Here is a 26,303-nt window from a genome sequence, read left to right as displayed (position 1 = left end):
CTCAGACGCCCAGCGCCGCGAGCAGCCGCTCGTGGTAGGCGGCCGGCCCGCCGAACAGCAGCTGGGCGGACTTCGCCCGGCGGAAGTGCAGGTGCGCCGGATGTTCCCAGGTGAAGCCGATCCCGCCGTGCACCTGGATGTTCTCCGTCGCCGCGAACAGGTACGCGCGTGAACAGCAGGCGTGCGCCACCGCGGCGGCCGCGCGGAATCCCGCCGGGTCGGCGGTGTGCAGCCGGGCGGCTTCGCGTGCGGTCGCCTCGGCCAGCTCGACCTGCACCAGGATGTCCGCGCACTTGTGCTTGACCGCCTGGAACGAGCCGATGGCCCGGCCGAACTGGTGGCGGGTCCTGGCGTACTCGGCGCTGGTCTCCAGCACCCGTCGCGCCCCGCCGGCCTGTTCGGCCGCGAGGCAGACCGAGGCGACGTCGAGGACCTTCTCGAGCAGGCGCTCCCCCGCGCCGTCCGCACCCACCAGGGTCGCCGGGGCGGCGTCGAGCGTGACACGCGCCTGCGCCCGCGTGGCGTCCAGCGAGCGCAGGGATTCGGCACGCACCCCGGGAGCCGCCCGCTCCACCGCGAACAGCGAGAGGCCCGCCTCGGTGCGGGCGACGACGAGCAGCAAATCGGCAGTGGTTCCGTCGATGACGAAGCACTTGTGCCCGGTCAGGGCCCACTGGCCCGGCGACACCGCCTCGGCACGCGTGGCGATCCGCTGTGGGTTCCACGTGCCGTCGGCCTCGGTCACCGCGAGCGCCGCCAATGTGGTCCCCGCGGCGATCCCGGGCAGATAGCGGGCGCACGCGTCCGGATCTCCGGCGGCCAGCAGGGCCTGGGCAGCCAGCACGACTGACGAGAAGAACGGGGCGCACAGCAGGGACCGGCCCATCTCCTCCAGGACTACGCCCAGTTCCACCAATCCGAAGCCGTCACCGCCGTACTGCTCGGGAACGGCCAGCGCGGCCAGCCGCAGCTCGCCGGTCAGCTGAGTCCACACTTCGGGGTCGAACCGAGGTTCACGCTCCATCTGTTCGCGGACGGCGTCCTCGCTTGACTTCGCTTCGAGGAAGTCCCGCACCGCCGCGCGCAGCTCGTCGAGGTCCTCTTGCGAGCTCACGGGTGTCACCACGGTCTGGGTCACGCCGTGCCTCCTTGGTCCGCTCCGGAGTGACGCAGCGCCCGGAACGGCGACCGCGTGTCGATGCCCGGTTCCTTCGGCAGGCCGAGCACCCGTTCCGCCAGGATGTTCTTCATGATCTCCTCGGTCCCGCCGAGGATGCGCAGCGCCGGGGTGGCCAGCAGGAGTTCGGTCCAGGCGAAGGTGCCCCACTCGCCGGTGTCGGCGACGACCCGCTGTCCCAGGACGTCCGCCACGAAGTGCGCGGCCTTGGTGAGGTTCTGCGCGTACATCAGCTTGGACACCGAACGCTCCGGGCCGGGAGCGGCACCGGCCTGCAGCCGACGCGCCGCCCTCGCGTTGAGCTGCGCGGTGGCCGTCAGGTCGACGAGCAGGTCGGCCAGCCGGGCCCGCAACGCGCCGTCGTCGGCGACGCCGGTGGCCCGCATGAGGGCGGCCAGCCGATCCGGCGCGAGGGCCGCGCCGACCGGGCCGGTGCTCTCGTTGCCGACCGTCGCCCGTTCGTTCATCAGGGTGGTCAGCGCGACCGTCCAGCCGCCGTCGACCTCGCCGAGCCGGTGGTCGTCGGGGATCCGGACGTCGGTGAGGAAGACCTCGTTGAAGTCGGCGCCCCCGGTCATCTGCCGCAGCGGCCGGATCTCGACGCCGGGCGCGTCCATCGGCACGAGAAACGCCGTGATGCCCCGGTGTTTGGGCGCGTCGGGATCGGTCCGGGTGAGCGCGAGGCCGATCTGGCTGAGGTGGGCGACCGACGTCCACACCTTCTGCCCGTTGAGCACCCACTCGCCGCCGTCGCGCACCGCGCTGGTGCGCACGCCGGCGAGGTCGGACCCGGCGCCGGGCTCGCTGAACAGCTGGCAGGCGATCGCGTCACCGCGGTACATCGCCGGCAGCCAGCGGTCCTTGAGGTGCTCCCGCGCGTGGGCCAGGATGGTCGGCCCGACCATGCCGAGGCCCACCACGCTCAGCGTGCCGGTGTCCGGCACGTCGTACTCCGCCTCCAGCCCGTCGTAGAGCATGGCGTGCACCGCGGTCAGGCCGCGCCCGCCGTACTCCGGCGGCCCGGTGATCCAGCCGAAGCCGTTCTCGTAGCGGGTCCGCTGCCAGGCCCGGGCGCGGTCCACGGCGGCCCGTTCGACCTCGGGCGGGTCGGCGCTGAAGTAGGCGACCCGATCGTCGCCGTGCCCCCACCGGAAGGCGGCGGGCTCGGGCTTGCGCCCGGCGTTCGCGTCGAGGAACCGGCGGGCCTGGTCGAGGAACTCGCGCGCGCCGTCGGGTTCGAGGTCGTCAGCCATCGGTCCACCGTATCATTAATAGATAGATAATTGAACTCGATTATCCCTCGTCCGAGACCCAGCGCACGAGCCGCTGCAGCGGGTAGAAGCCGTCGTGGGGCAGACCGGCCTCGACGACCGGCACGTCCCCGAGCGTCACGACCCGCTGCGCGCCCGCGGCGGCGAGCGCGTCCCGCAGCGATTCCTTCCGGGACGCGGGATAGACCCCGACGCTCTGCGTCGCGACGTTGATCCGGCCCAGCGCGTCTTCGAGGCGGTCCACCGGAACGACGTTCGCCACCTTGTTCTCCGGGTGGAAGTCGACCGGCTCTTCGGTGCGCACGACCAGCCCCTGCCCGTCGTAGCCGCCGAACACCCGGGCGTAGGGCGCCAGATCGCGCAGCGCTTCGACCTCTTCGCGGATGGCGGCGGGCACCGGGTTGCCGACCGCGGAACCGAGCCTGCGGGCGACCCCCAGCCGCGGCAGCAGGGCCGCGGCGAAGCGGTCAGCCTCGGCCGCGCTCCCTTCGACGTACTGGAACCGGCTGGCCGCGCACGCCTGCTGGTCCATCAGCATGATGTCCGTCGCCGCGGCTTCGGCGGCCGCTCGCAGCGCTTCCGCCGAGGCGAACGCCTCCCGGCCGATCAGCGACACCGACGTCTTGGGGTCGAACGAGACGAGTTCGAAGCCGGGACCCACGTACGCGCGGGCGCTGCGCAGCGACGCCTCGCCGCCCCAAGCCGCGAGCTTGTCGAAGAACTGCGGGCGGAACAACACCGACTCGACCTCGGCGTCCCCGCCGCGCCAGTAGGCGGCGGAACAGGACCGGGAGGTCGGGTGGCCGGGCGCCACCGCGTGCAGGCCGGCGAGCAGCAGGCTGGTCGAGTAGAGGTCGTTGGACGGCAGCTTGAACAGGTTGACGCCCTTGGTCAGCGCCGCCCGCAGCAGCGACACCGCGCCGACGCCGGGCGCGTTGCCCGCCAGCACGTGCACCACCCGCGCCGGGAACGCGCGAACCCGGACTCCCCTGCCGGACGGCGTGCCGGAGATCGTGCGCCAGCCATCGAGGACGTCGGCGCCGCCGAGCTCCTGCTCGATCATGAACTCCATGGTGCGCCGGGTGAACGTCTTGCCCAGCGACGCGTACGCCTCGGTCAGCACCCCGGCGGGCAACGGGTTCGTCCGCCGGGCCGCCGCGAGCGCGTCCGCCACCAGCCCGTCCGGATCCCGCTCCAGCCAGGAACCGAGTTCCACCAGCACGTCCATGATCTCGGCCACCGGGGTGCCGAACGCCGGGCCGGGTTCGCTGCGCGGCCAGACCAGCGCGTCGAGATCCAGCGCGGGCGTGACGAACCGGCTCGCCCCCGTGCCGAAGGAGCGCTCGCCGCCACTGACCGGCACCCCGCGGGCCACGTGCCAGACGCGGTTGGGCGTTTCGGAAACGAGTGCGGTCATGACGCCAGAGCTCCCCTGATGTAGCCGTCGATCGTGCCGGCACAGCCGATCGTGTCGTCGTCGGTCCGGTAGCGGGTGATCGTGTCCAGGATCGTCGGGCCGGGGCGGCCGCACAGGCAGTGCGTCCCGGTGTCGAACTCCACCCGGTCGCTGGTGATCGTGCCGCTCCAGCGGCCGGTGATGGCGAAGTCGACGAACGCGAAGCGGCCCACGACCACCTCGCCCGCCACGTCCTCGGTGTTCAGCAAGGTCTCGCCGGCCTGGTCGAGCACGAGCGGCAACAGGCCGGGCGGAATGTGGTAGCGCAGCTTCTCGCACCGGTTCATCAGCTGGAACATCTCGGTCATGCCGTAGGTGCCGGTGCGGACGACGTCGCCGTAGAACCGCGCAACCTGGTCCTGGTAGTCGTCCGGCAGTGCGACGTTCTTGATCCCGCCGCCCGCGCTGACGATCGACTCGGGGTGGAACGCGCCGTCCGGGATCCCCCGCTCGCGCGCCCGGTCGCGGACCAGCAGGTGCTGCGCCCACGTGCCCGAGATGCTCAGCTTCTCGTTCCGCCGGTCCAGCAGCCGGTCGATGAACGCGTCGATCCCCGGGTACAGCGCCTGGCTGCGTGCTTGCTGCTGCTTCTCGAACGCGGCAATCTCGCCGGGGGTGGCCAGGCCGTCAGCCATCCGGCGGCGCATGGCGGCCAGGCGGCTGATGTCGGTCAGGCGCAGGCGCTCGTCAGTGAGGAAGAACGCGTTGTCCGGGGTGGACCACAGGCTCGCGCCGAGGTTGGCCGCGTCCGTCGCACTGTTGACGCCGATGTGCGGGCCCAGCCAGAAGTAGCTGCGGGAGCCGTCCGCGCGAGCGAAGGGCCAGCCGAGCTGGCGGGCGAAGGCGTCGGCTTTGCGGGCGCGGTCTTCGGTGCTGTGCCGCAGGAACGAGCACTTGCCGGTCGTGCCGCTGGTGGCGATGACGAAGTGCCCGTTCTCGCGCAGCCGGTCGACCCACTCGTCCTCGTCGGTCACGCCGTCGAAGTCCACTGTGGTGACATCGTCCGACGACAGGGTCGTCAGCCAGCGAGCCAGGTCCTTCCAGCGCTTCTTTTCGACGAACGTCGTCGGATAGGATTTGTACGTCGAATGCGGGAACAGCAGCGGAACGAGGTCGCTCTTGCGGGAAATCCGGTCGATCCCGGCCTCCCGCGCCCGGCGGTCCAGGATCGGCACCTGCTGCCGCCGTTCGGCGACCACGGCGTCGGCCGCTTCGATGTGCAGCGGCAGCAGCTCTTCCGGTGCGTACCGGTAGAGCTCCGGCGCCTGGCCCATGTCGAGCAGTGCGCGGCTGGCCTGATCCATGCGGAAGCCTCCTTGGGTTCCGGACGCGGCACCCCGCGTCGGGTCATCCGCCAGGCTCCCTCGCCGCGGCGATGGAAACCATCGGCGGAGCGGACAGGACCAGAGACGCATCGGCCACAGTGGCCGGTTCGACGAAGAAAGGCGGCGCGGATGCGGCAACAGGTGTTCATCGTCGCCTTCGAAGGCGTCCGGCTCGGCAGTCTCGGGACGGTGTCGGACGCCATGGCGCTGTCGGATCGCTACCGCGGCCGGGTCTACGGCGGGCACGCGTTCTACCCGTCGGGCACCGAAGTGAGCGGGCTTCAGGTCCGGGTTCTGACGCCGACCGGCGACGGAGTCCGCGCGGCGGCGGGGATCCGGCTGGCCGCCGACGGCCGTGTCGGTGGTGACGTCACCGCGAAAGCGGTGTTCCTGCCTGCCTTCGACGATCTCGCCGCGGTGCGCCCGCCAGGCTGGGACGCGGTCTTGCCCTGGCTGCGGCAGCAGCACGCGGGCGGGGCGCTGCTCGCGGCGGCCGGCGCGTCGGTGCTGGCGCTGGCCGAGGCGGGCCTGCTGGACGGGCACGAAGCCGTTGCCGACGGCCGTATCGCGCAGTACATCGAAACCCACCACCCGGCCGTCTCGCTGCTGCCGGGGCTGCCGATTCTGGCGACCGGGAACCTGATCACGGCCGCGACGGCGGACGGCGAGCAGGAACTGGCCCGGGAGCTGGTGCGCCGGATCGGCTCACCGAACCAGCTGGCCTGGCTGGACGAAGAGCTGGGCCACCGGGCATCCCCGGACCCGGTGCCGGACGCGACGGTGCGGCGTTTCCTCCAGCTGGCCCGGGAAAGCTACGCCGAGCCGGACTCCATCGCGGCGATCGCGGCCCGGCTCGGCACCACCGAGCGCACCCTGCGCCGCCGTTGCCACGCGGCGCTGGGCGAGAACCCGAGCGACGTGCTCCGCCGCCTGCGCCTGGACGCCGCCCGGATCATGCTGTGCCGCTCCTCGATCCCGGTGGAGCGGGTGGGCGCGCTGGTCGGGTACGCCGACGCGGCCGCGTTCCGGGGACAGTTCCGCAGGCGGTTCGGCCAGTCGCCGTCGTCGGTGCGCCGGGCCGCCGCCGATCCTCAGTAGGTGCGCAGGCCCATGCTGCGGGCGATGCCGTTGCGCTGGATCTGGCTGGTGCCCCCGGAGATCGTCGCCACGATGGACTCCCGGTAGCGGAAGCTCATCACGCTTTCGGTCGAGAACCCGTGTCCGGCGCAGACCTGCATGCCCAGCCGGGCCGCCGCGACGTACGTCTCCGAGCCCTTGAGCTTCGCCATCGAGCCCTCGCGCGAGCACGGCTTGCCCTGCGCGAGCAGCCACGCCGCCCGGTAGGCGAGCAGCCGGGCCGAGTCGATCTCCGTCTGGAGGTCGGCGATGGCGTGCGCGATCGCCTGAAAGGTCCCGACCGGGCGGCCGAAGGCCTGCCGGGTGCGTGCGAACTCCAGCATCTCGTCCAAAGTGGCCTGGGCCGCGCCGAGGTAGCCGCCGGTGATGATGACCTTCTCCAGCTCGATGTTGGACAGCATCACCTTCCAGCCCTCGTCGACCGGGCCGACCATGTTCTCCTTGGGCACGACGACATCGCCGAAGAAGACCTCGTTGGTGCCCAGGATGTGCCGGGCCAGGGTCGGCGTCCGGCGCACCTCGACCCCCGGGCTCGACGGGTCGATCAGCAGGAGGCTGATGCCGCCGTGCTTCGGTTCCCGTGGCCCTGTGCGCACGTACGTCGCGATTGTGGTGCCCGGCAGGCCGGCGCCGGTGCACCACGCCTTCTGGCCGCGGACGACGAAGTGGTCGCCAGCGTCTTCGGCCGTCGTGCGCAGTGCCGCGGCGTCCGAACCGCTGTCCGGCTCACTCAGGCCGACGGCGAGGCGGTGGCGGCCGGTCATCACCTCGTCGCGGATGAAGTCCCGCTGCGCCTCGGTTCCCCAGCGGAACACGGTGATGCCGGGGATGAGCACGCCGATGTAGCACATGGCGACGTCGAAGCTGGCGCGGCCGAGTTCCTCGGCGAGGACGATCAGTTCCACCGGACCGCCGCCGTCGCCGCCCTCCTCGACCGCGAAGGGCAACGAAAACCAGCCCAGCTCGGCCATCCCGGAGAACAGCTCGGGTGGCACGATCGATCCCTCGTCCCACTCCTTGGCCTTCTCCGCGGGGCAGACCTTCGCGACGAACTGGCGCGCGGTCTCGCGCAGGAGCTGCTGCTCGTCGGTCAACGCGAAGTCCACGGCAGGCCCCTATCGTCGGCAATCATCTATCTTATTGTACTATATGAGTCAGCGGAGCAGGTCCAGCACCGTGGCCATCGGCTTGGTGCCGAGCAGGTACTCGTGCGCCTTCTCCAGGTGCGTCCGCCAGACCCGGACGGCCCCCTCGCGGTCGCCCGCGGCCACCAGTTCGACCAGCCGCACGTGGGCGCGAAGGCCGCTGAGATTGGCCTGGACGTTCTCTTCGGTCCCCGCGTCGAGGTCGACGTGCGACCAGTTCGCCCGGTCGATGATGTCGCGCACCATGCCGTTGAGCACGACCAGCGTCTGGTTCCCGGACAGCTCCACGACCAGGGCGTGGAACCGCAGGTGCGCGCGGATGAACGCCGACGGGTCGCCGATCAGCGCCTCGGCTTCGGCGAGCGCGGCGCGCAGCCGGTCGAGATCCTCGGTGGTGCGGCGGCCGGCGAGCAGCCCGGCGCACGGTGCTTCGATCACGGTGCGAGCGGCGTAGACGTCCTGCAGCGTCGCCGACCGGTGCTCGAGGATGAGCCCGGCGTAGCGCGCGACGACCGAGCCGTCCGGTACGTGCACGCGCGCGCCGCCCCGGGCACCGCGGCGGATGCTGATCAGCTGTTCGGACTCCAGCACCCGGAACGCTTCCCGCAGCGTCGGCCGGGACACCGAGAACTCCGCCATCAGCTCCGGTTCGGCGGGCAGCGCGTCGCCCTCGGCGAGTTCGCCGCGCACGATCCGGCGCCGCAGCTCGAGCGCGACCAGTTCGGCCATCTTCGGCAGCCGGATGCTCCCGGTCACTTCGACCACCTCAGTCCCCGAAGTACTGGCGGCTGACCGTCTCGGCCACGCAGGCGGGCCGCTCGGCGCCTTCGATTTCGACGGTGGTGCGGAAGACCAGCTGGGCCGCGGCACCGTCGAGCGGCTGCGCGTCGACGAGTTCGGTGCTGCCGCGCAGCCGCGAGCCGACCCGCACCGGCGTGACGAACCGGACCTTGTTCAGCCCGTAGTTGACCGCCATCCGGGCGCCCTCGACGCGGTAGACGGCGACCATGAACATCGGCAGCAGCGACAGGGTCAGGTAGCCGTGCGCGATGGTCGCGCCGAACGGCCCGGCCGCGGCCCGCTCGGGGTCGACGTGGATCCACTGGTGGTCGCCGGTCGCGCCGGCGAAGGCGTCGATCCGGGCCTGGTCGACGGTGACCCAGTCGCTGGTGCCGAGCAGGCTTCCCTTGGCGGCGAAGATCTCTTCGAGACCGTGCAAGACGCGCATGCTGCTCCTGTTCACCGGGGCACGAAGTACGGCAGGGTGAGTTCGTCCGTCAGCGGCCGGAAGTCGACGCGCACCCGCAGGCCGATCACGACGTCGTCCACCGGGCAGCCGACCACGTGGGACAGCATCGGCACGCCGTCGTCGAGATCGACGATCGCCAGGGCGAAGGGCACTTCGAAACCGGGGCCGGGAGCGCGGTGCACCACCGTGACCGAGTAGACGGTCCCGGTGCCCGCACTCGGCACCCAGTCCCAGTTCCGGCCGAGGCACCGCGGGCAGGCGGGCTCGGGCACGAAGAACGTCAGCCCGCAGTCCGCGCACTCCGGGAGCACGAGCCTGCCCTCGGCCGCGGCCGCCCAGAACGGGCGGCTCAGCGCGGTGGGCTCGGGCACCGGACGGCTCATCACAGCCTCCCCAGAACGGACATTTCGTAGTGCTGTGCCCCGGAGCCCGCGTTGCCGACGACGGCGACCTCGGCGCCGGCGACCTGGTGCACGGCGCTGCCGCGCAGCTGGCGCACCGCCTCGACCACCTTCAGCGTCATCTGCTGGGTGCCGTTCCAGGCGTAGGAGAGGCACCCGCCGTCCGGGTTCACCGGGTACTTGCCGCCGACGGCGATCGCCCCGCTCTCGACGAGCGGACCGCCTTCGCCTTCGTCGCACACGCCCAGCGCCTCCAGCTGGCGGATGACCTCGAAGGAGTTCGGGTCGTAGAGGGAGAAGACGTCGACCTCGGCCGGACTTACCCCGGCCGTGCCGAAGGCGCGCGCCGCGGCGTCGCGGCCGATCATGCCGACCTCGCGGTACAACGCGGGATTCGCGTAGGCGGCCTGGTGGTATTCCATGCCGCCGCCGAGCACGGCGACCGGCCGGTGCCGCAGATCCCGGGCGCGTTCGGCGGTCGTCACCACGACCGCGCCGCCGCCTTCGCCGACGATGCAGCAATCCAGCAGGTGGAACGGCGTGGCGACCATGCGGGACGCGAGGACGTCGTCGGCGGTGTACGGTCCGCGCCCGTACATCATCGCCTCGGGGTTGGTCGAACCGTTGGTGCGGATCGTGGCCGCGACCTCCGCGAGCTGCCGCGGGGTGGTGCCGAACCGGTGCATGTGCCGGGCGGCGACCAGGGCGAACTGCGCGACCACGTAGCTGCCCCACACGTCGGTGAACTCCAGTGGCGTCCCCGCGCCGACCGGACCGCCGCCCCGGGACACCAGCCGGCACCCGCCGACGACGACCGTGTCGGCGAGGCCGGCCGAAACGGCGGCGGCCGCCTTGAGCAGCCCGCGGGAGCCCGCGTTGTCCAGCATGGCGTCGCTGGTCCAGCGCAGGTCGCCGAGGAGCCGGGCCCAGGAGCTGCCCTCCCCCGGCACACCGCCCGGTCCCGGCCAGTCGACCTGCGCGCCGTCCACATCGGACGGACGAAGTCCGGCGTCGGCGATCGCCCCGGTGACCGCCTCGACGGCCAGGTCCATCGCGTCGCGGTGCGGCAGCGAGAGGGCCTGTTCGGTGGCGTGGACGCCGACGATGACCGGCTGGCGGGCACTCATCGCCCGGCGCCCAGTGTTTCGCCGCCGGGGTAGCCGCCACCGCCGAACCGGGCGTCGAGGGCGGCGTAGTCCTTGGCGAACTGCGCCGTGCGCGGCAGCGCGTCGACGAACTCGACGGTCTTGGGCTTCTTGTAGGACGCGATGCGCGCCCGGCAGTGCTCGATGATGTCCTCGGCCGTCACCCCGGCGGCGTCGTGGCGCACGACGACCGCCTTGACGTCCTGCGCCCAGCGCTCGTTCGGCACGCCGATCACCGCGGCCTCCTTGACGCCCGCGTGCGCCTCGATGCAGTTCTCCACCTCGGCGGGGAAGATGTTCTCGGCGGCGGACTTGAGCATGCGCGTGGTGGTGCCGAGGAAGCTGATCGTGCCGTCCGGCTCCCGGCGGCCCAGGTCCGTCGTGTGCCACCAGCCGCCCCGGAAGCGGTGCTCGTTGAGTTCGGGACGGTTCCAGTAGCCGAGGTGGACCAGCTCGCCGCGCACGCAGATCTCGCCCGCCACGCCGGTCGCGCACTCCGTGCCGTCCTCGGCCACGATGCGCACGGCGACGAACGGGCCGGGACGCCCGGCGTTCCCGAGGCCGGACCCGCCGAAGCCGCCGGTGGCCACGAACCCGGTGACCTCGGTCTGCCCGTAACCGCGGCCCTCGCCGCCGCCGTTGGCGGTGAACCGGCTGGTGTCGACCTGCACGGTGCCCGCCCACAGCTGCGGTGCCACACTCGCGCGGAACGCGGACAGGTCGTGCCCGGCCGAGGCGTTCAGCTCGACCAGCTCCACGATCGTCGGCGGCATGAGGTACCCGTGCGTGCAGCGTTCCCGGGCCAGCAGCGGCAGCAGTTCCGCGGCGGCCACCCGCCGGACGATGACGTTCTTGCCGCCGTGCAGGAACGCCGGGACGCCCCAGAACTGGTAGTTGCCGATGTGGAACATGGGCCCGGCGCTCAGGAACGCCGTGGTGTGGTCGATGTCGCCGAGCCAGCCGCCGGTGGCGCCCATGGCCAGGAGGTTGCGGTGGGACAGCATGGATCCGCACTGGCTGCCGGACATGCCCGCCGTGTAGATGACGAGCAACGCCGTGTCGGGGTCGACGTCGAGCGCGGGGTCTTCCGGCGAGCCCGCGGTGAGGAACGCCTCGTAGCCGTCCGGTTCTTCCTGCGGGGCGTCGTGCCGCAGCCACCGCACGCCGTCCGGCTGGCCCAGCTCGGCGCGGGCCTTGGCGATCGTGTCCCCGATCTCCTCGTGCTGCCACACGACGACCTTGGGGGCGAAGTCGCGCACCGCGAACGCCATTTCCGGAGCGGCCCACCGCCAGTAGCCGGGGCAGACCATCGCGCCGATCTTGGCCGCCGCAACGAGCAGCTCCCAGATCCGGACGGAGTTCTGCCCCAGCCAGAGCACCCGGTCACCGGCGCCCAGGCCCTCGGCGGCCAAGGCGTTCGCCAGCCGGTTCGTGCGGTCGTCGAACTCGGTCCAGGTGAGCCGGACCTCGCCGTCGACGAACGCGACCACGTCCGCAAAGGACCTGCGGTGCTCGCGGACGACCTCACCGAACGTGAGGCGGCGAGCGGGGTTCACCGTGATCACTTCGTGCCCCTAACGTCGAGCAAATAGCTTACCTAGTTATCTTGGGTAGTTGATAGAACTGACCCAGCGCGACGAACCCGTCACGGCCGGGGTTCCTTCGGCAGGCCCAGCAGCTGCTCGCCGATGATCGTGCGCTGGATCTCGCTCGAGCCGCCGTAGATCGTCTCGGCCAGCGAGAGCAGGAAGGTGCGCTGGCGGACGTCGAGTGCGTAGTTCTCGCCGACGAGCTGCCCGGCGGGCCCGGCGACCTCGCCGGCGAGGTGCCCCATCCGCTGGTGCGACGTCGACGCGTAGAGCTTCGCGATCCCCGCCTGCGGTCCTGGCGTGCGCCCGGCGAGGACCTCGCCGAGCGTGCGGAGGTTCGTGGTGCGCATGACGCGCACCGACATCCATGCTTCGACGATCCGGTCCCGGGTCGAGGCGGGCACGGCGTCGCCCGCCTCCCGCGCGGCGGCGACCAGGTCCGCCACCTCGCGTTCGAAGGACAGCTGCTGGGGCAGCAGGGTGACGCCGCGTTCGATGCCCAGGGTGCCCATCGCGGTGCGCCAGCCCTGGCCGACTTCGCCGACGACGAGGTCGGCCGAGGTACGGGCGCCGGTGAAGAAGACCTCGGCGAACTCGTCCTGTCCGGCCAGGTTCCGGATCACCCGCACGTCGACGCCCGGCTGGTCCCGCGGCACCAGCAGCATGGTCAGCCCGCGGTGCCGCCGCGATTCGGGGTCGGTCCGCACCAGGACGTACAGCCAGTCCGCGGTGTGGGCCATCGTCGTCCACACCTTCTGGCCGTCGATCACCCATTCGTCCCCGTTGAGCTCCGCGCGGCAGCGCAGGGACGCCAGGTCGGAACCCGCCCCCGGCTCGCTGAAGCCCTGGCCCCACAGCTCCTCGACACGGAGGATGGGCGGCAGGAACCGCCGTTTCTGCTCCGGCGTGCCCAGGGCCAGCAGCATCGGCCCGAACAGGTCGAGGCCACTGGTGGTGGCCCGGTAGGGCGCGCCGGAGCGGGCGTATTCGTAGTTGAAGACGATCTCTTCCAGCAGGGTCAGGCCGCGCCCGCCGTACTCCACCGGCCAGCTCAGCCCCAGCCAACTGCCGGCCGCCAGCTCGCGGTCCCACGCCAGCCGCACTTCCCACGCCTCCGAGTCGGCCGGGCCGCCGATCCCGCGGTGCGCGGCGAACTCGCCGACCAGGTGCTCGGCCAGCCAGGTGCGGGCCTCTTCGCGGAAGTCCGCGACCGCGGGCCCGAAGTCCAGTTCCACCGGACGCTCCTCTCGACGGGTGGTCACAGGCCCAGCAGTCCCGCGAGCCGGGCGCGATGTTCGGCCGGAGTGCCCAGCAGCACCTCGGAACCCTTGGCCCGCTTGAAGTACAGCTGGGCAGGGTGCTCCCAGGTGAACCCGATCCCGCCGTGCACCTGAACGGCACCGGCGGCCACCCGGGTGAACACCTCCGAGCAGAACGCCTTGGCCACGGAAGCGGCGGTCAGCAGTTCGGTGGCGTCGCCGCCGGCCAGGGCACGCAAGCCGTCCTGCACCGCGGAGCGGGCGCACTCGACGTCGGTGAGCATGTCGGCCAGCCGGTGCTTGACGGCCTGGAAGGACCCGATCGCACGGCCGTACTGCTCACGGATCTTCGCGTAGTCCACCGCGAGTTCGAGGGCACGGGACGCGCCGCCGAGCTGTTCCGCGGCCAGCAGGACGGCCGCGGCGGCCAGGGTGCGCTCGACCGCGGGCCAGGCGCCGCCCGCCTCGCCGACGAGCCGGGCGGGGACCGCGTCGAAGTCCAGGCGTGCCTGCTTGCGGGTCTGATCAAGCGTCGGCAACGCGGTCCGGCGCAGGCCGGCGACGGGCCCGTTCGCCGTGTCCACGGCGAACAGGGCGATTCCGGCGCCCGTCCGGGCCACGACCAGCAGCAGATCGGCCGTGTGGCCGTCCAGGACATAGGTCTTGGTACCGGTCAGCCGCCAACGATCCGCGACGCGTTCAGCCCGGGTCGTGACGCCGCTTTCGTCCCAGCGACCGGCGGGTTCGGTGAGAGCGAGGGCCGCGATCGTTTCGCCGGAGGCGATGCCGGGCAGCAGGTCCTTCGCCGCGGACTCGTCCCCGGCGCGCAGGAGCACCTCGGCGGCCAGGGCGACCGTGCCGAAGTACGGCGCGCACAGCAGCGCGCGGCCCATCTCCTCGAACACCAGCCCCAGCTCCGCGTAGCCGAAGCCCGACCCGCCGTACTCCTCGGGAATCGCCAGGCCCGACAGCAACAGCTCACCGCCCAGCTGCCGCCACACCTCGGCGTCGTAGCCCGCCACGGTCGCCATCTGCCGGCGCACGTCGGGCTCCGCGCTTCGCTTGCCGAGGAAGGCGCGCAGCACTTCGCGCAGCTGAAGCTGTTCCTCGGTCAGCACACCGGCCAAGGCGGTCTCCGTCATCCGACACCTTCCGGGTCGCCCGCAATCAGTTATATAATTATAGTATAACCGGCACGGCGTGAGTCAATGCCCGAGAAGGAGAACCATGAGCGACCGCTACGGCGAATTCCCCTCCCTCACCTTCGAGCGCCCGGCGCCCGGGGTACTGCGGCTCGTGCTCGACGCACCGAACCTCAACGCCGTCTCCTCTCGGATGCACACCGAACTCGCCGACGTCTGGCCGGTGATCGACCGGGACCCGGACACTCGCGCGGTGCTCGTGCAGGGGGCGGGCAAAGCGTTCTCCGCGGGCGGAACCTTCGACTCCATCGAGGACATGAGCCGCGACTACGCGGTCCGCGCCCGGGTGATGCGCGAAGCCCGGGACATGGTCTACGGCGTCCTCAACCTTTCGAAACCGGTCGTCGCGGCCATCCACGGACCGGCGGTCGGCGCCGGGCTGGCGGTGGGCATGATGGCCGACATCTCCATCGTGGGCCGCCGGGCGAAGATCGTCGACGGGCACACGCGGCTCGGCGTCGCGGCGGGCGACCACGCGGCGATCTGCTGGCCGCTGCTGTGCGGCATGGCCAAGGCGAAGTACTACCTCCTGACCTGCGAGGTGCTCACCGGCGAAGAGGCCGAACGGATCGGCCTGGTGTCCCGCTGTGTCGACGACGAGGACGTGCACGCCGAGGCACTGCGCGTGGCCACTTCGCTGGCGTCGGGTTCGGCCAGCGCCATCGGCTGGACCAAGCGTTCGCTCAACCACTGGTACCGCACCGCTTCGCCGATCTTCGAGTCGTCGTTGGGTCTCGAGTTCTTCGGTTTCGGCGGCCCCGACGTGCTGGAGGGCCTCGCGTCGCACCGGGAGAAGCGCAGCCCCGAGTTCACCGCGGACATCCCGCTCTGACCCGGGCTCACGCCCCGCGGAACTCCGCGGGGCGCCGCTCGCGGAAGGCGCGCAGGCCCTCGGCCCGGTCCTCTGCGGTGAACATGACCGCCACGGTCTCCCGCTCGGCCGCGATCCCCGCGTCGAGGTCGCCGCCACTGCGGTCCACCAGGGCCTTGCCGGCGGCCAGGGCCAGCGGGGCACCGGCCGCGAGCCGGGCGGCGAGGGCCGTGGCCACGGTCAGCACCTCCCCCGGCTCGGCCAGCTCGTTCACCAGGCCGACGGCGTGGGCCCGCTCGGCGTCGATCGGCTCGCCGGACAGGATCAGCTGCTTGGCGATCCCCGGCGGCACCAGGCGGGGCAGCCGCTGGGTACCGCCCGCGCCGGGCAGCACCCCCAGTTTCATCTCCGGCAGCCCGAGCTTGGCGCCCCGCTCAGCGACCCGCAGGTCGCACGCGAGGGCCAGTTCCAGTCCGCCGCCGAGGGCGAACCCGTGCACGGCGGCCACCGAGGGCTTCGCGAACTTCTCCAACCGGCCGAACACCTCGGTGAGCCGCCCCACGAAGGCGCGGAACTCGTAGGCGGTGCGCAGTGATTCGATCTCGTCCAGGTCGGCGCCCGCCGAGAAACCGCGACCGGCCCCGGCGACGACGAGCGCGCGGACGCCCCGGTCGGCGTGCAGCGTGTCGAGCACGGCGTCGAGCCGGTCCACAGTCGCGGTCCCGATGGCGTTGAGCCGGTCCGGCCGGTTCAGGGTGAGCACGGCGACCCGGCCGGTCACGTCGACGTTCAGCAGGTCGGCCATGTCGTTCCCTTCACAGCATCCCTTCACAGCATGGTCAGGCCGCCGCTGACCGAGATCGTCTGCCCGGTCAGGTAGGCGGCCGCGTCCGAGACGAGAAACCCGACCACTCCGGCGATGTCGGCCGGCTGGCCGACGCGGCGCAGCGGGATCGCCCGCAGGGTGGCTTCGTACATGCGCTGGCTGTAGTCGGCGACCTGGCCGAGCAGCGCCGTGTCGGTCGGGCCCGGGCACACGCTGTTGACCGTGATGCCGTGGCGCGCGACCTCCCGGGCCAGCGCCTTGCCGAACGCGATGATCCCGCCCTTGGTCGCCGAGTAGACGACCTCGCCGGAGGAGCCGACCCGGCCCGCGTCGGAGGCGATGTGGACGATCCGCCCGCGTTCCCGCTCGATCATCCCGTCCAGCACGGCCCTGGTCACCGTGATGGTGCCCCGCAGGTTGACCGCGATGATCCGGTCCCAGCTGTCCTCGGTGCTGTCGACGAACCGGCCGATGACGTCGATGGCGGCGTTGTTCACCAGGACGTCGACCGGGCCGAGCGCGGCTTCCGCCTCGGTGACGGCGGCCCGCACCGCGGCGCTGTCGGCGATGTCCGCCGCGACCGCCGTCGTTTTCACACCGTGGTGGTCGGCGATGGCCGCGGCGACGTCGATCGCCGCGGCCCGGTCCAGGTCGCACACCGCGATCCGGTGGCCGCGGACGGCCAGTTCGGCGGCGATGGCCGCGCCGATGCCGCGGCCGGCACCGGTGACGAACGCGACCGGGTCGGTTGTGTCCACGAATCCTCCACTCACGTCAGGTTTCCGGCGAGGTCGGCGATGGCGGTCGTCATCGCCCGGCCGCGCGGGGAAAGGTCATAGCCGGCCAGCGGATATCCGTTGCACAGCAGCGCGAACGACATCCCGCTGACCGGGTCCAGGAAGCCGAGCTGGTAGGCGGCGCCGCTGTTGCCGAACAGGGCGGGGGAACCGGTGGACGGCAGCCCGCCGCCCGGGGTCGATCCGGCTATGGTCACGAAGAGCCCCATGCCGACGGGAGTGCCCCCGCCGTAGGCCTCCTCGCCCGCCGGGCGCTCGGTGCGGCGGAGGCGGCTGCCCTCGGCGACGGCGTCCGCCGTCCAGAGTCCGGAGTGGACCAGGGCCTGGAAGTACAGCGCGACGTCGGCCGCCGTGCCCACGAGGGAGTGGCTCGGCTCGCCGCCGGCGAGCACCCGGGGGTCGGCCAGGTACCAGGGGCCCCACGGATCGGGCTCCTGGTCGTCGCCGGTGCGGTCGGTGGCGATCATCGGCAGGACCGTGTCCGCCGCGACCCCCAGGTCGAGCGAGGACAGGCCGAGCGGCCCGGCGAGTTCGGCGCGCAGGTATTCGGCGAAGGTCAGCCCGGTGCGGCGCTCCACGATCTCCGCGAGCACCCAGGCCGCCGAGGTGAGGTGGAACTGCAGCCGATCACCGGGCGGGTAGTCCAGCCGCCAGCGGGCGAACGCCGCCAGCCGCTGTTCGCGGCTGAGCATCTTCGGATACCCCAGCGGCGCGAACGGGAACCCGGCCGTGTGGGTCAGCACGTGCTCGACGGTGACGGCGTCCTTCCCGTTCGTCCCGAACTCGGGCACGATCGCGCAGACGTGCTCGCCGACGTCGAGGCGGCCCGTCCCGATCAGGTGCCACACCACACCCGCGACGATCGACCGGCCGACGGACTGAAGCACGTACCGGTCACCGTTGGTGGCGTCCCCGAAGGTTTCGAACGCCACCAGCCGGCCGTGCCGGGCCACGGCCACCTGCATCGAGGGCAGCGGGGTCTCCTCGACCGCCTGCCGGATCCGGCGCAGCAGCGCGTCGAGCCGGCCGGGATCGACGCCGAGCGCGGCCGCCTCGCGTTGTCCCGCTCCGGTCATCCGTCCTCCTCGACTCGGCCCACGGCACAAGCTAGCATAAAGAATAATATTAGTTAACTGATTGGAGCAGCGGGTGGGCATCCTCGACGGCAAGGTGGCCATCGTGACCGGCGGCGGACGGGGACTGGGCCGGGCCCACTGCCTGGCCCTCGCCGAGGCGGGCGCGACGGTCGTGGTCAACGATCTCGGCTCCGGCTTGCACGGCGAGCAGACCGGTGAGTCCCCAGCCGAGGACGTCGCCCAGGAGATCGTCAAACTGGGCGGGATCGCGGTCGCGAACCACGCCTCGGTGACCGACTGGGCCGCGACCGAGGCGATGGTCGCCGACACGGTCGCGGAGTTCGGCCGCCTCGACGTCGTGGTGAACAACGCGGGCATCGTGCGCGACCGCATGCTGTTCTCGATGTCCGAAGCGGAGTTCGACGCGGTGATCGCGGTCCACCTCAAGGGCACCTTCGCACTGACCCGGCACGCCTGCGCCTACTGGCGGGCCGCGGCCAAACGCGGCGAGCCGGTGGCCGGCCGGGTGATCAACACGACCTCGGGCACCGGGCTGTTCGGCAACGCGGGCCAGGCAAACTACGGTGCGGCCAAGGCGGGCATCGCGGGCCTTACCGTGATCACCGCCATCGAGATGCGCCGCTACGGCGTGACGGCGAACGCGATCTCCCCGATCGCGGCCACCCGGATGACCGAGAACCTGGCCGTCGCCGGCACCGGCGGCGACGCGGACGGCTTCGACCCGCGCGATCCCGCGAACGCCTCCGGCGCGGTCGTCTACCTCGCCTCCGACGCGGCGGGCTGGCTGACCGGCCAGGTGCTGCGCATCGACGGCGCCACCGTCAACCGGCTGCAGGGCTGGACGGTGGTCGGCAGTCACCCGAGCGGCTCCGGCCAGGCGATCACCGCCGAGGAACTCGCCGAGGCCCTCCCCCAGCTGTACGGCGCCGCGCCGACCGGCCGTCCCGCGGTCCGCTAGGCCCAGTCTCACGCTCTGTTGCCATCACGACAGCGCGTGCTAGCTTTGTGCACTTCATCGGGCTGCCTTCCGGACGGGTCGACATGAGCACTGTGGCTCTGCGTCACCACTTCGACACCATGGACTGGGGTGTCGGACGGGCGGTTTCGATCGCGGCCCCGGCCGATCCCGCCGCACTCGCCCCCTCGGCGACCGCCCGGCGCTGGGCGAACGACCTCCGTTCGGTGGTCGGCGGGGTCCCGCGCGGACGGCGGGTCCTCGCCGGCTGGAAGCACCTGCAACCGGACGGCCCGGGCCGCCTCGACCGCCGTGCCGCGGACGCCTGCCGACGCGCACTCGACGGCCTGCTGGCCGCCGGCCACGAGCCCGTGCTCACCCTGCTGCACGGCGACGAGCCGGGCTGGCTGGACGAGCGGGGCGGCTGGCTCGCCCGCGACAGCGCGTTCCGGTTCGCCGACTACGCCGCCGAACTCGGCCGCCTGCTGGGTGACCGGGTCAGCCGCTGGGTCACCTCGGCCGACTTCGGCACCCCGTCGCTCGGCGAACGCGTGGCCGGGATGACGGTGCCCGGCCGCGGCGTGGGTGCGGCCGGGCTCGCCGCCGTGCACCACGTGCTCCTGGGCCACGGTCTCGCGGTGCGCGCCCTGCGCGACGCCGGGGTGAGCGCCGAGATCGGCGGCACCACCCTGCTGGCCGGCGGCTACCCGGCGAGCGACGACCCGGCCGACCGGGCCGCGGTGGACACCGCCGAGTCGTGGGCGAACCGGCTCTTCCTCGACCCGCTGCTGCTGGGCAGGCACCTGGTCACCGAGGACGGCCGCTGCCCGGTCGGCGAGTCCGGGTGCGTGCGGCCCGGCGACCTGGAGCTCATCGCGGCCCCGCAGGACGTGCTGTACCTGACCTGGTACGCGCCGGTCCGGGTGACCACCCCGCAGAACCTGCCGCTGCTGCTGCCGGCCGAGAGCTGCTACCGGGCGCTCAACGAAGTCAACGGGCTGCTCGTCCGGCTGGGCTTCGCGCTCGTGCCGTTCGACGGCGTGGAAACCGGCCGGTACGGCTGGCCGGTGCTGCCGGAGGCCCTCGCCGACGCGCTCGCGGGGTTGGCCGGTTGGTACGGCTCACGGCTCCCGCCGGTGCGCATCGTGGACAACGGGATGGGCGACGCGAGTGGCGGCGCGCCCCGCCGCCGCGCCGTCCTCGCCAGCCGGCTGGGCTGGCTGGCCCGGCTGATGGAGCGGGGCGTGCCGGTGCGCGGCTACGAATACTGGTCCATTGTGGACAATCTGCCGTGGCTGCGGCGGTACGCCCGCCTGTACTCGATCTCCGACCCCGCGGCCCCGGCCGAGAACCTCGAACCCGGCTGGACGCGTGCGTTCGCCCGTCCACAAGAGGCACCTCGCGAAGGGCGGCGCCTGCACATCGTCTGACGCGGTCAGTCCCCGCGACCGGGTTCCGCGTCCTGCTCGGCCAGCCAGCGCTGGTGCCGGTCGAAGTGCGCGGGGTCGCGCTGGACCCAGATGCCCGACGCCTTCGCCAGCAGCGCCCGGTTCGGTAGCAGGACCAGCTCGCCCCGGATGTACCAGCGGGAGCCGGCCCGGCGTTCCACCCAGGCCCGCACTTCCAGGGGCCGCTCGACCGGCACCGGCTTGACGAAGCTGACGCTCAGCTCCGCGGTGACCGACAGGACCCGGTGCAGCAGCGGGACGTGCCCGAGGCATTCGTCGAGCACCGCGGCGGTCCAGCCGCCGTGGGCGACGTCCGGGCCGCCTTCCTGGTCGCGGGGGCAGCGGACGTCGAAGAGCGCGGTGTCCTCGCCCTCGAGCCGTTCCCGTTCGACACCCAGCCGGCAGGTGCCCCGCACCCGGCAGGCGCCGCACAGCGCGACCCCGCCGTCCGTGCGGGGCGGCTCCTGGAAGTCGGAGCCGGCCCAGCGCCGCCCCGGGGCGTTCAGCGTCCGCTCCAGACGGGCGGACGCTTCTCCGCGAAGGCGCGGGCTCCCTCGACGGCGTCGGCGGAGGAGAAGACCGGATCGGTCAGGACCCGCTGGCGTTCCCACTGCTCGGTGGCGGGCCACTCCCCCGCCTCCGCCACGATCTGTTTGGTCGCGTGCACCGCCAGCGGGCCGTTCGCCGCGATCCGCCCGGCCAGTTCGCGGGCGACGGCCAGTGCCCCGCCGGGCTCGGTCAGCCGGTTCACCATGCCCCAGTGGGCTGCCACTTCGGCGCCGAACAGGTCGCCGGTGAGCGCGTACTCCAGGGCGATCCCGCGCGGGATCCGCTGGGGCAGGCGCAACAGCCCGCCTCCGCCGGCGACAAGCCCGCGCTTGGTCTCGGGCAGCCCGAACCGGGCGTCCCGCGCGGCCACGATCAGGTCGCACGCCAGGGCGATCTCGCAGCCGCCGGCCAGCGCGTACCCCTCGACGGCGGCGATGATCGGCTTCGCCGGCGGGCAGGCGGTGAAGCCGAGCAGGCCGCGGCCGGGGATGTCCGGCGTGTCCCCGGTGAGGAACGCCTTGAGGTCCATGCCGGACGAGAAGGTGCCGCCGGCGCCGGTGAGCACGGCGGTGACGAGGGTCGGGTCCTCGTCGAGCCGGTCCAGGGCGTCCGCGACGCCGCGGGCGAGCGCGCCGTTCGCGGCGTTGCGCACCTCGGGGCGGTTCATCGTGATGATCAACGTCGCGCCGTCGCGCTCGGTCAGGACTTCGTCAGCCATGTCGTGCCTTCTTCCCCCGGCTCAGCCGAGCAGTTCCAGGATGGTGGCGTTGGCCTGGCCGCCGCCCTCGCACATGGTCTGCAATCCGTAGCGGATCCCGTTGTCGCGCATGTGGTGCACCAGTGTGGTCAGCAACCGGGCGCCGGAGCCACCCAGCGGGTGCCCGAGGGCGATCGCGCCGCCGTTCGGGTTCAGCGCCTTGACGTCGGCGCCGAGCTCGGCCAGCCAGGCCAGCGGGACCGGCGCGAACGCTTCGTTCACCTCGAACGCGCCGATCTCGCCGATCGTCAGGCCGCTGCGGGCCAGGGCCTTGCGGGTCGCGTCGATCGGCGCGGTCAGCATGATGACCGGGTCGGACGCGGCCAAGACAGCGGTGTGCACGCGGGCCAGCGGCCGCAACCCCAGCTCCGCCGCCTTCTCGCTGGTGGTCAGCAGCAGCGCCGCCGAGCCGTCGGAAATCTGCGACGAGTTCCCCGCAGTGATGGTCCCGTTCTCCTTGAACGCCGTCCGCAGCCCGGCCAGCGAGGCCGGCGTCCCGCCGCGGCGGATGCCCTCGTCGCGGGAGACCACCGTGCCGTCGCCGAGCGTGACCGGGGCGATCTGCGCGTCGAAGCGGCCCCCGTCCTGGGCGGCAGCCGCCTTTTCGTGGCTGCCGAGCGAGAACTCGTCCAGCTGCGTGCGGCTGAAGCCCCACCGCTCCGCGATCATCTCCGCGCCGACCCCCTGGTTGGGGTACACGCCGTCGTAGCGGGCCAGGTAGCGCGGGCCGTACGGGTCCTGTCCCATCGCGGAGGAGCCCATGGGCACCCGGGACATCGACTCGACGCCGCCCGCCACCACCACGTCGTAGTGCCCGGCGATCACGCCGGCCGCGGCGAAGTGCAGCGCCTGCTGGGACGAGCCGCACTGCCGGTCGACCGTCACGCCCGGCACGGACTCGGGCCAGCCCGCGGCCAGGACGGACGTGCGCGCGATGTCCGCGGTCTGCTCGCCCGCCTGCCCGACGCAGCCCCACACGACGTCGTCCACCAGGGCGGGGTCCACGCCGCTGCGCTCGGCCAGCGCGTTCAGCACGTGGGCCGACAGGTCCACCGGGTGCACCCCGGCCAGCCCGCCGTTCCGCTTGCCGACCGGCGTCCGCACCGCTTCCACGATCACCGCGTCACGCATGTCGCATCCTTCCGTCACTGTCCCGTTTGGACTCGTTGGGGACGCCAGGTCGCGGCGAGCAGCACGACGGCGCCGAGCAGCCCGCCCCCGGCGGCGATCGCCAGCCCGGCGCCTCCGGCCAGGGCCCCGTCCCAGCCGATGGCGTGGTCCAGGGAAATCCGGCCCGGGCCCACGAGCGCGAGCGCCGCACAGATCACGGCGATCATCAGGACGTACTCGTAGCCGTCCTTGAACACGAAGAAGCCGTTGGCCCGGTGGGCGGTGATCCCGGCGACCGCCATCGTCCCGACCACGAACGCCGCCGCGAGGGGCGTGAACAGGCCCAGCACGAGCGCCGCGCCCGCGGCCAGCTCGCCCGCGCCGCTGAGGATCGCGTGCAGCCGCGCCGGGCGCATGCCGAGCGAGGAGAACCAGCGGGCGGTGCCGTCGACCCCGCCGCCACCCCACAGGTGGTTGTACCCGTGCGCGCCCATCGTCGCCCCGACCACGAGCCGGACGAGCAGCGCTGCCGTGTCCACAGTGGTCATCGTGGGCTCATCCGGATCGCGCCGTCGAGCCGGATCACTTCGCCGTTGAGCATCGGGTTGGCCACGACGTGCGCGACCAGCGCGGCGAACTCGGCCGGATCGCCCAGCCGGGACGGGTGCGGCACCTGCTTGCCCAGCGCCGCGCGCAGTTCCTCGGGAGCGGCCGCCATCGGCGGGGTGTCGAACAACCCGGGGGCAACGGTCACGACCCGGATCTGCTGACCCGCCAGGTCGCGGGCGATCGGGAGGGTCATGCCGACGACGCCGCCCTTCGACGCGGAGTAGGCCGCCTGCCCGATCTGCCCGTCGAAGGCCGCCACGGACGCGGTGTTGACCACGACGCCCCGCTCTTCGCCGAGCAGTTCCTGCTTCGCCATCCGCTCCGCGGCGAGCCGGATCACGTTGAACGTGCCGATCAGGTTGATCTCGACGATCCGGGTGAACTCCGGCAGCGGGAAGACGCCGTTGCGGCCGAGCATCCGGACGGCGTTGCCGGTGCCCGCGCAGTTGACCGTCACCCGCAGGGCGCCGAGGGAGTCCGCGACGTCGAGCGCGGCCGAGACCTGCTCGGGGTCGCGCACGTCGGCGGGCGCGAACCGGACGTTCTCGCCGAGCCCGGCGGCGACCTGCGCGCCGTCCGAGCCGGGCAGGTCGACGATCACCACGCGCGCGCCCGCGCCGAGAAGGGCCTGCGTGGTCGCCAGGCCGAGCCCGGACGCTCCGCCGGTCACCAGGGCGACCCCGTCACGGATGTCCATTCGCCATCACCTTTCGCTTTTCACTGCGTTAGCGGGACAGGATCGTCACCGCGGACGCGCCGGGCGCGCCGTAGAGGTGGGTGTAGCCGACGTCCGGGTTCCCGCCGACCTGGCGGTCGCCGGCCCGGCCCTGCAGCTGCCGGACGATTTCGTAGATCTGGCGCAGCCCGGAGGCCCCGATCGGCTCGCCGTGGGCGATGAGACCGCCGTCGGTGTTGACGGGCAGCGTGCCGCCGATCTCGGTGGCGCCCTCGGCGAGCCACTTCTCCTGCTCGCCGTCGGCGCAGAACCCGTTCTCCGCCATGTGGATCAGCTCCGAGCCCGCGTCGGTGTCCTGCAGCTGGGCGACCCGGACGTCCTCCGGGCCGATGCCCGCGACCTCGTAGGCCGCCCGAGAGGCGTCCACGGTGGGGCTCGGCGCGCTGGTCAGCGGCAACGACGGGCTCTGCAGCTCGAACGCGCCGAAGCGGCGGGAACGCAGCTCCGCGGCGCGGACGTACACCGGAGCCGACGTGAACTCCCGCGCCAGGTCTCCCTGGCACAGCACGATGGCCGCCGCGCCCTCGTCCGGGCCGCAGTACATGAAGCGGGTCAGCGGGTGGTTGACCACCGGAGCGTCGAGGATCTCCTGCTCCGACAGCGGTTTCCGCCGCCAGGCGTGCGGGGTGATCGAGCCGTTGCGCAGGTTCTTGGCGGCGATCTTCGCGAGGCTGCTGGTCGACACCCCGTGGTCGTGCAGGTACTTGCCGATCTTCGTGCCGAAGAAGTGGGTGGTGAGGAACAGGCCGGTTTGGCCGTACCAGGCGGGCAGCCCGGCCACCGCGGGATCGGCGGCGAACGCGCCCCGCGGATGCTTGTCCATGCCGATCGCCATCGCGACGTCGGCCTCGCCGTGCCGGATGGCGGCCGCGGCCATCTGCAGCGAAGTGCCACCGGTGGCGCACCCGTTGAAGACGCCGCGCACCGGGATGCCGGTCAGGCCGAGCCTGCCGACGATCGCGTCCGGGTTGGACACTTCGTAGCTGCCGACGTACGCGGTCCGTACCCGGGACCAGTCGGTACCGGCATCGGCCAGCGCCGCCTGGGCGGCCTCGGCCCCCATCTGCAGGGCGAGCTTGTCACCGTGGCGGCCGAACGGGTGCAGGCCGACGCCGACGATCGCCACGTCCGGAGTGCTCACGGCGTCACCTCCGCGTCCTCGGAAACCGGGGCGAACGCGTAGGTGAGCACCTCGGTGCCGTCCTCCCGGGTGGTGTACGGGACGATCCGCAGTTCCATCGGCTGCCCGATCCGCAGCTTCGCCGGATCAGCCTCGGTGAACCGCGCCTGCACCAGCAGCTCACCGGGCAGCTCGACGTACCCCAGCGCGTACGGCCGGAACGTCTCGTCGGTGTCGTTGCCGTCGTAGGGCGGCGATGGCGGCCGGAACTGCTGGGTCGTGAACGCCCAGAGCGTGCCGCGCCGGCCGAGGAGATGGCGCTCCTCGCCCGGAAGGGCGGGAAAGGAGAGGACGCCGTCGTCCCCCCGGGAGGCGATCAGCCTCGGTTCACGCGACGGCCACGTGAACAGGCCGTCCGCGACGGCCACCTGCGTCGTCATGCGACCCAGGCTAGCAGTAGCTGAATCATCTATCCATATCTTTTAGTTAGATAATTAAGCTCAAACTCTTGCGAGGGTCTCTCAAGCCGACATAGCATCGCAGCCATGACACTGCGGGAGCGCAACCGGCTGCGGACCGCGGCCGAGGTCGAAACCGCCGCGCTCGAGCTGTTCGAACGACACGGCTACGACCACACGACGGTGGAGCAGATCGCCGCCAGGGCGGGGATCTCCAGTGCGACGTTCTTCCGGTACTTCCGCGCGAAGGAGGACGTGCTGTTCAGCGGCGAGGAGACCGCCGCGCAGACGCTCGTCGCCCTGGTGGCCGCCCGGAGCGATCGCCGTCGCAGCGTGGCGGCGCTCGCCGAGCCGGTGTGCCGGTTCGCCCACCACGCGGTCGCCGACCCGGCCACCGGCGGCCAGCGGCTGACCCACCTGGTCATGACCACGCCGGCGCTGGAGGCCCGCAGCCTCCGGCTGCGGCTGCGCTGGGAACGGGAGATCGCCGGGCAGCTGGCGCGCGAGGCCGGTGCCGGCCGCCCGGACCTCGGCCACACCCTGGTGGCCGCGGTCGCGGTGTCCTGCCTCACCAGCGCGCTGCGCGCCGGGCACCACGCCGACGGGTCCATCGCGGACCTGACCGGGCAAGCGTTCGCCCACTGCCAAGACCTCACCTGCTGACCAAGACGAGG

27 protein-coding genes are annotated in these 26,303 nt (G+C 72.3%); 5 read left to right on the top strand and 22 right to left on the bottom strand.

What is annotated here, in order from left to right; translation table 11 throughout:
* Position 1 precedes the first annotated feature (1 nt).
* The 4 genes from CF165_RS27690 to CF165_RS27675 are packed head-to-tail and all read right to left on the bottom strand — an operon-like array spanning position 2 to position 5,208.
* A complete protein-coding gene (locus CF165_RS27690) occupies positions 2-1,138 on the bottom strand; it encodes an acyl-CoA dehydrogenase family protein (protein WP_093950499.1) in 1,137 nt (378 codons plus the stop codon).
* Positions 1,135-2,430 carry an acyl-CoA dehydrogenase family protein gene (locus CF165_RS27685; protein WP_093950498.1) on the bottom strand — a complete coding sequence of 432 codons (1,296 nt, stop codon included), beginning with the start codon at positions 2,428-2,430 and terminating at the stop codon, positions 1,135-1,137. The genes CF165_RS27690 and CF165_RS27685 overlap by 4 nt, the downstream gene beginning before the upstream one ends.
* Before the next feature lie 40 nt (positions 2,431-2,470).
* Complete coding sequence (locus CF165_RS27680) at positions 2,471-3,865, bottom strand: acyl-CoA reductase (RefSeq protein WP_093950497.1); 1,395 nt, start codon at positions 3,863-3,865, stop codon at positions 2,471-2,473.
* Positions 3,862-5,208, bottom strand: a complete 1,347-nt coding sequence (locus CF165_RS27675; RefSeq protein ID WP_093950496.1) for a hypothetical protein — start codon at positions 5,206-5,208, stop codon at positions 3,862-3,864. Before CF165_RS27675 ends, CF165_RS27680 begins: the two co-directional genes overlap by 4 nt.
* A gap of 150 nt (positions 5,209-5,358) precedes the next feature.
* On the opposite strand from CF165_RS27675, the gene CF165_RS27670 reads away from it, so the two are divergent.
* The gene (locus CF165_RS27670) at positions 5,359-6,327 is read left to right on the top strand and encodes a GlxA family transcriptional regulator (protein WP_093950495.1); all 969 of its coding nucleotides are present in this window, start codon (positions 5,359-5,361) and stop codon (positions 6,325-6,327) included.
* On the opposite strand, the gene CF165_RS27665 is transcribed toward CF165_RS27670, so the two are convergent.
* The 8 genes from CF165_RS27665 to CF165_RS27630 form a co-directional block, all read right to left on the bottom strand.
* Positions 6,321-7,472: an acyl-CoA dehydrogenase family protein gene (locus tag CF165_RS27665; protein ID WP_093950494.1), complete on the bottom strand. Its 1,152-nt coding sequence runs from the start codon at positions 7,470-7,472 to the stop codon at positions 6,321-6,323. The genes CF165_RS27670 and CF165_RS27665 overlap by 7 nt on opposite strands.
* A 48-nt stretch (positions 7,473-7,520) precedes the next feature.
* Entirely contained in the window at positions 7,521-8,267 is a 747-nt protein-coding gene (locus tag CF165_RS27660) for a FadR/GntR family transcriptional regulator (protein ID WP_093950630.1), read from the bottom strand.
* Positions 8,268-8,277: 10 nt separating this feature from the next.
* Positions 8,278-8,739, bottom strand: a complete 462-nt coding sequence (locus tag CF165_RS27655) for a MaoC family dehydratase (RefSeq protein ID WP_093950493.1) — start codon at positions 8,737-8,739, stop codon at positions 8,278-8,280.
* An 11-nt stretch (positions 8,740-8,750) separates the two neighbouring features.
* A complete protein-coding gene (locus CF165_RS27650; protein ID WP_205660994.1) occupies positions 8,751-9,143 on the bottom strand; it encodes a Zn-ribbon domain-containing OB-fold protein in 393 nt (130 codons plus the stop codon).
* Entirely contained in the window at positions 9,143-10,288 is a 1,146-nt protein-coding gene (locus CF165_RS27645) for a thiolase family protein (protein ID WP_093950491.1), read from the bottom strand. The genes CF165_RS27650 and CF165_RS27645 overlap by 1 nt, the downstream gene beginning before the upstream one ends.
* On the bottom strand, positions 10,285-11,871 hold the full coding sequence (locus CF165_RS27640; protein WP_093950490.1) for an AMP-binding protein: 1,587 nt from the start codon (positions 11,869-11,871) through the stop codon (positions 10,285-10,287). The genes CF165_RS27645 and CF165_RS27640 overlap by 4 nt, the downstream gene beginning before the upstream one ends.
* 80 nt (positions 11,872-11,951) lie before the next feature.
* Positions 11,952-13,130 carry an acyl-CoA dehydrogenase family protein gene (locus CF165_RS27635; RefSeq protein ID WP_093950489.1) on the bottom strand — a complete coding sequence of 393 codons (1,179 nt, stop codon included), beginning with the start codon at positions 13,128-13,130 and terminating at the stop codon, positions 11,952-11,954.
* A gap of 23 nt (positions 13,131-13,153) precedes the next feature.
* Positions 13,154-14,296: an acyl-CoA dehydrogenase family protein gene (locus tag CF165_RS27630; RefSeq protein WP_093950488.1), complete on the bottom strand. Its 1,143-nt coding sequence runs from the start codon at positions 14,294-14,296 to the stop codon at positions 13,154-13,156.
* Positions 14,297-14,381: 85 nt separating this feature from the next.
* On the opposite strand from CF165_RS27630, the gene CF165_RS27625 reads away from it, so the two are divergent.
* The gene (locus CF165_RS27625; protein ID WP_093950487.1) at positions 14,382-15,188 is read left to right on the top strand and encodes an enoyl-CoA hydratase/isomerase family protein; all 807 of its coding nucleotides are present in this window, start codon (positions 14,382-14,384) and stop codon (positions 15,186-15,188) included.
* Positions 15,189-15,195: 7 nt separating this feature from the next.
* On the opposite strand, the gene CF165_RS27620 is transcribed toward CF165_RS27625, so the two are convergent.
* From CF165_RS27620 to CF165_RS27610, 3 genes are read right to left on the bottom strand one after another with little or no spacing between them, the layout of a single operon-like run.
* Positions 15,196-15,972 carry an enoyl-CoA hydratase/isomerase family protein gene (locus CF165_RS27620; RefSeq protein ID WP_093950486.1) on the bottom strand — a complete coding sequence of 259 codons (777 nt, stop codon included), beginning with the start codon at positions 15,970-15,972 and terminating at the stop codon, positions 15,196-15,198.
* A gap of 23 nt (positions 15,973-15,995) precedes the next feature.
* Positions 15,996-16,751 (bottom strand): SDR family NAD(P)-dependent oxidoreductase, encoded by a 756-nt coding sequence (locus CF165_RS27615; protein ID WP_093950485.1) that lies wholly within the window; start codon positions 16,749-16,751, stop codon positions 15,996-15,998.
* An 11-nt stretch (positions 16,752-16,762) separates the two neighbouring features.
* Complete coding sequence (locus tag CF165_RS27610) at positions 16,763-17,866, bottom strand: serine hydrolase domain-containing protein (protein ID WP_093950484.1); 1,104 nt, start codon at positions 17,864-17,866, stop codon at positions 16,763-16,765.
* A gap of 61 nt (positions 17,867-17,927) precedes the next feature.
* On the opposite strand from CF165_RS27610, the gene CF165_RS27605 reads away from it, so the two are divergent.
* Both CF165_RS27605 and CF165_RS27600 read left to right on the top strand, forming a co-directional pair.
* Positions 17,928-18,845 carry an SDR family NAD(P)-dependent oxidoreductase gene (locus CF165_RS27605; RefSeq protein ID WP_093950483.1) on the top strand — a complete coding sequence of 306 codons (918 nt, stop codon included), beginning with the start codon at positions 17,928-17,930 and terminating at the stop codon, positions 18,843-18,845.
* Positions 18,846-18,928: 83 nt separating this feature from the next.
* The gene (locus CF165_RS27600) at positions 18,929-20,272 is read left to right on the top strand and encodes a family 1 glycosylhydrolase (protein WP_240521824.1); all 1,344 of its coding nucleotides are present in this window, start codon (positions 18,929-18,931) and stop codon (positions 20,270-20,272) included.
* Positions 20,273-20,277: 5 nt separating this feature from the next.
* Here CF165_RS27600 and CF165_RS27595 read toward each other — a convergent pair whose 3' ends face one another.
* The 7 genes from CF165_RS27595 to CF165_RS27565 all read right to left on the bottom strand — a co-directional run bounded on the left by CF165_RS27595 (position 20,278) and on the right by CF165_RS27565 (position 25,611).
* On the bottom strand, positions 20,278-20,706 hold the full coding sequence (locus tag CF165_RS27595; protein ID WP_093950481.1) for a PaaI family thioesterase: 429 nt from the start codon (positions 20,704-20,706) through the stop codon (positions 20,278-20,280).
* A gap of 86 nt (positions 20,707-20,792) precedes the next feature.
* Positions 20,793-21,557: a crotonase/enoyl-CoA hydratase family protein gene (locus CF165_RS27590; RefSeq protein WP_093950480.1), complete on the bottom strand. Its 765-nt coding sequence runs from the start codon at positions 21,555-21,557 to the stop codon at positions 20,793-20,795.
* A gap of 21 nt (positions 21,558-21,578) precedes the next feature.
* A complete protein-coding gene (locus tag CF165_RS27585) occupies positions 21,579-22,727 on the bottom strand; it encodes a thiolase family protein (protein ID WP_093950479.1) in 1,149 nt (382 codons plus the stop codon).
* A gap of 14 nt (positions 22,728-22,741) precedes the next feature.
* Positions 22,742-23,254, bottom strand: a complete 513-nt coding sequence (locus CF165_RS27580) for a DoxX family protein (RefSeq protein ID WP_093950478.1) — start codon at positions 23,252-23,254, stop codon at positions 22,742-22,744.
* The gene (locus CF165_RS27575; protein WP_093950477.1) at positions 23,251-24,012 is read right to left on the bottom strand and encodes a 3-hydroxyacyl-CoA dehydrogenase; all 762 of its coding nucleotides are present in this window, start codon (positions 24,010-24,012) and stop codon (positions 23,251-23,253) included. The genes CF165_RS27580 and CF165_RS27575 overlap by 4 nt, the downstream gene beginning before the upstream one ends.
* 28 nt (positions 24,013-24,040) lie before the next feature.
* On the bottom strand, positions 24,041-25,192 hold the full coding sequence (locus tag CF165_RS27570) for a thiolase family protein (RefSeq protein ID WP_093950476.1): 1,152 nt from the start codon (positions 25,190-25,192) through the stop codon (positions 24,041-24,043).
* The gene (locus CF165_RS27565; protein ID WP_167441579.1) at positions 25,189-25,611 is read right to left on the bottom strand and encodes a Zn-ribbon domain-containing OB-fold protein; all 423 of its coding nucleotides are present in this window, start codon (positions 25,609-25,611) and stop codon (positions 25,189-25,191) included. The genes CF165_RS27570 and CF165_RS27565 overlap by 4 nt, the downstream gene beginning before the upstream one ends.
* Before the next feature lie 105 nt (positions 25,612-25,716).
* On the opposite strand from CF165_RS27565, the gene CF165_RS27560 reads away from it, so the two are divergent.
* Positions 25,717-26,292, top strand: coding sequence for a TetR family transcriptional regulator (locus tag CF165_RS27560; protein WP_093950475.1), 576 nt, complete (start codon positions 25,717-25,719; stop codon positions 26,290-26,292).
* Positions 26,293-26,303 lie beyond the last annotated feature (11 nt).

Origin of the sequence: Amycolatopsis vastitatis (genome assembly GCF_002234595.1) — a bacterium.
Classification (GTDB): Bacteria; Actinomycetota; Actinomycetes; order Mycobacteriales; family Pseudonocardiaceae; genus Amycolatopsis; species Amycolatopsis vastitatis.
Note: the sequence above shows the minus strand (reverse complement) of the source record. Positions and strands in the feature narration are given on the sequence as shown.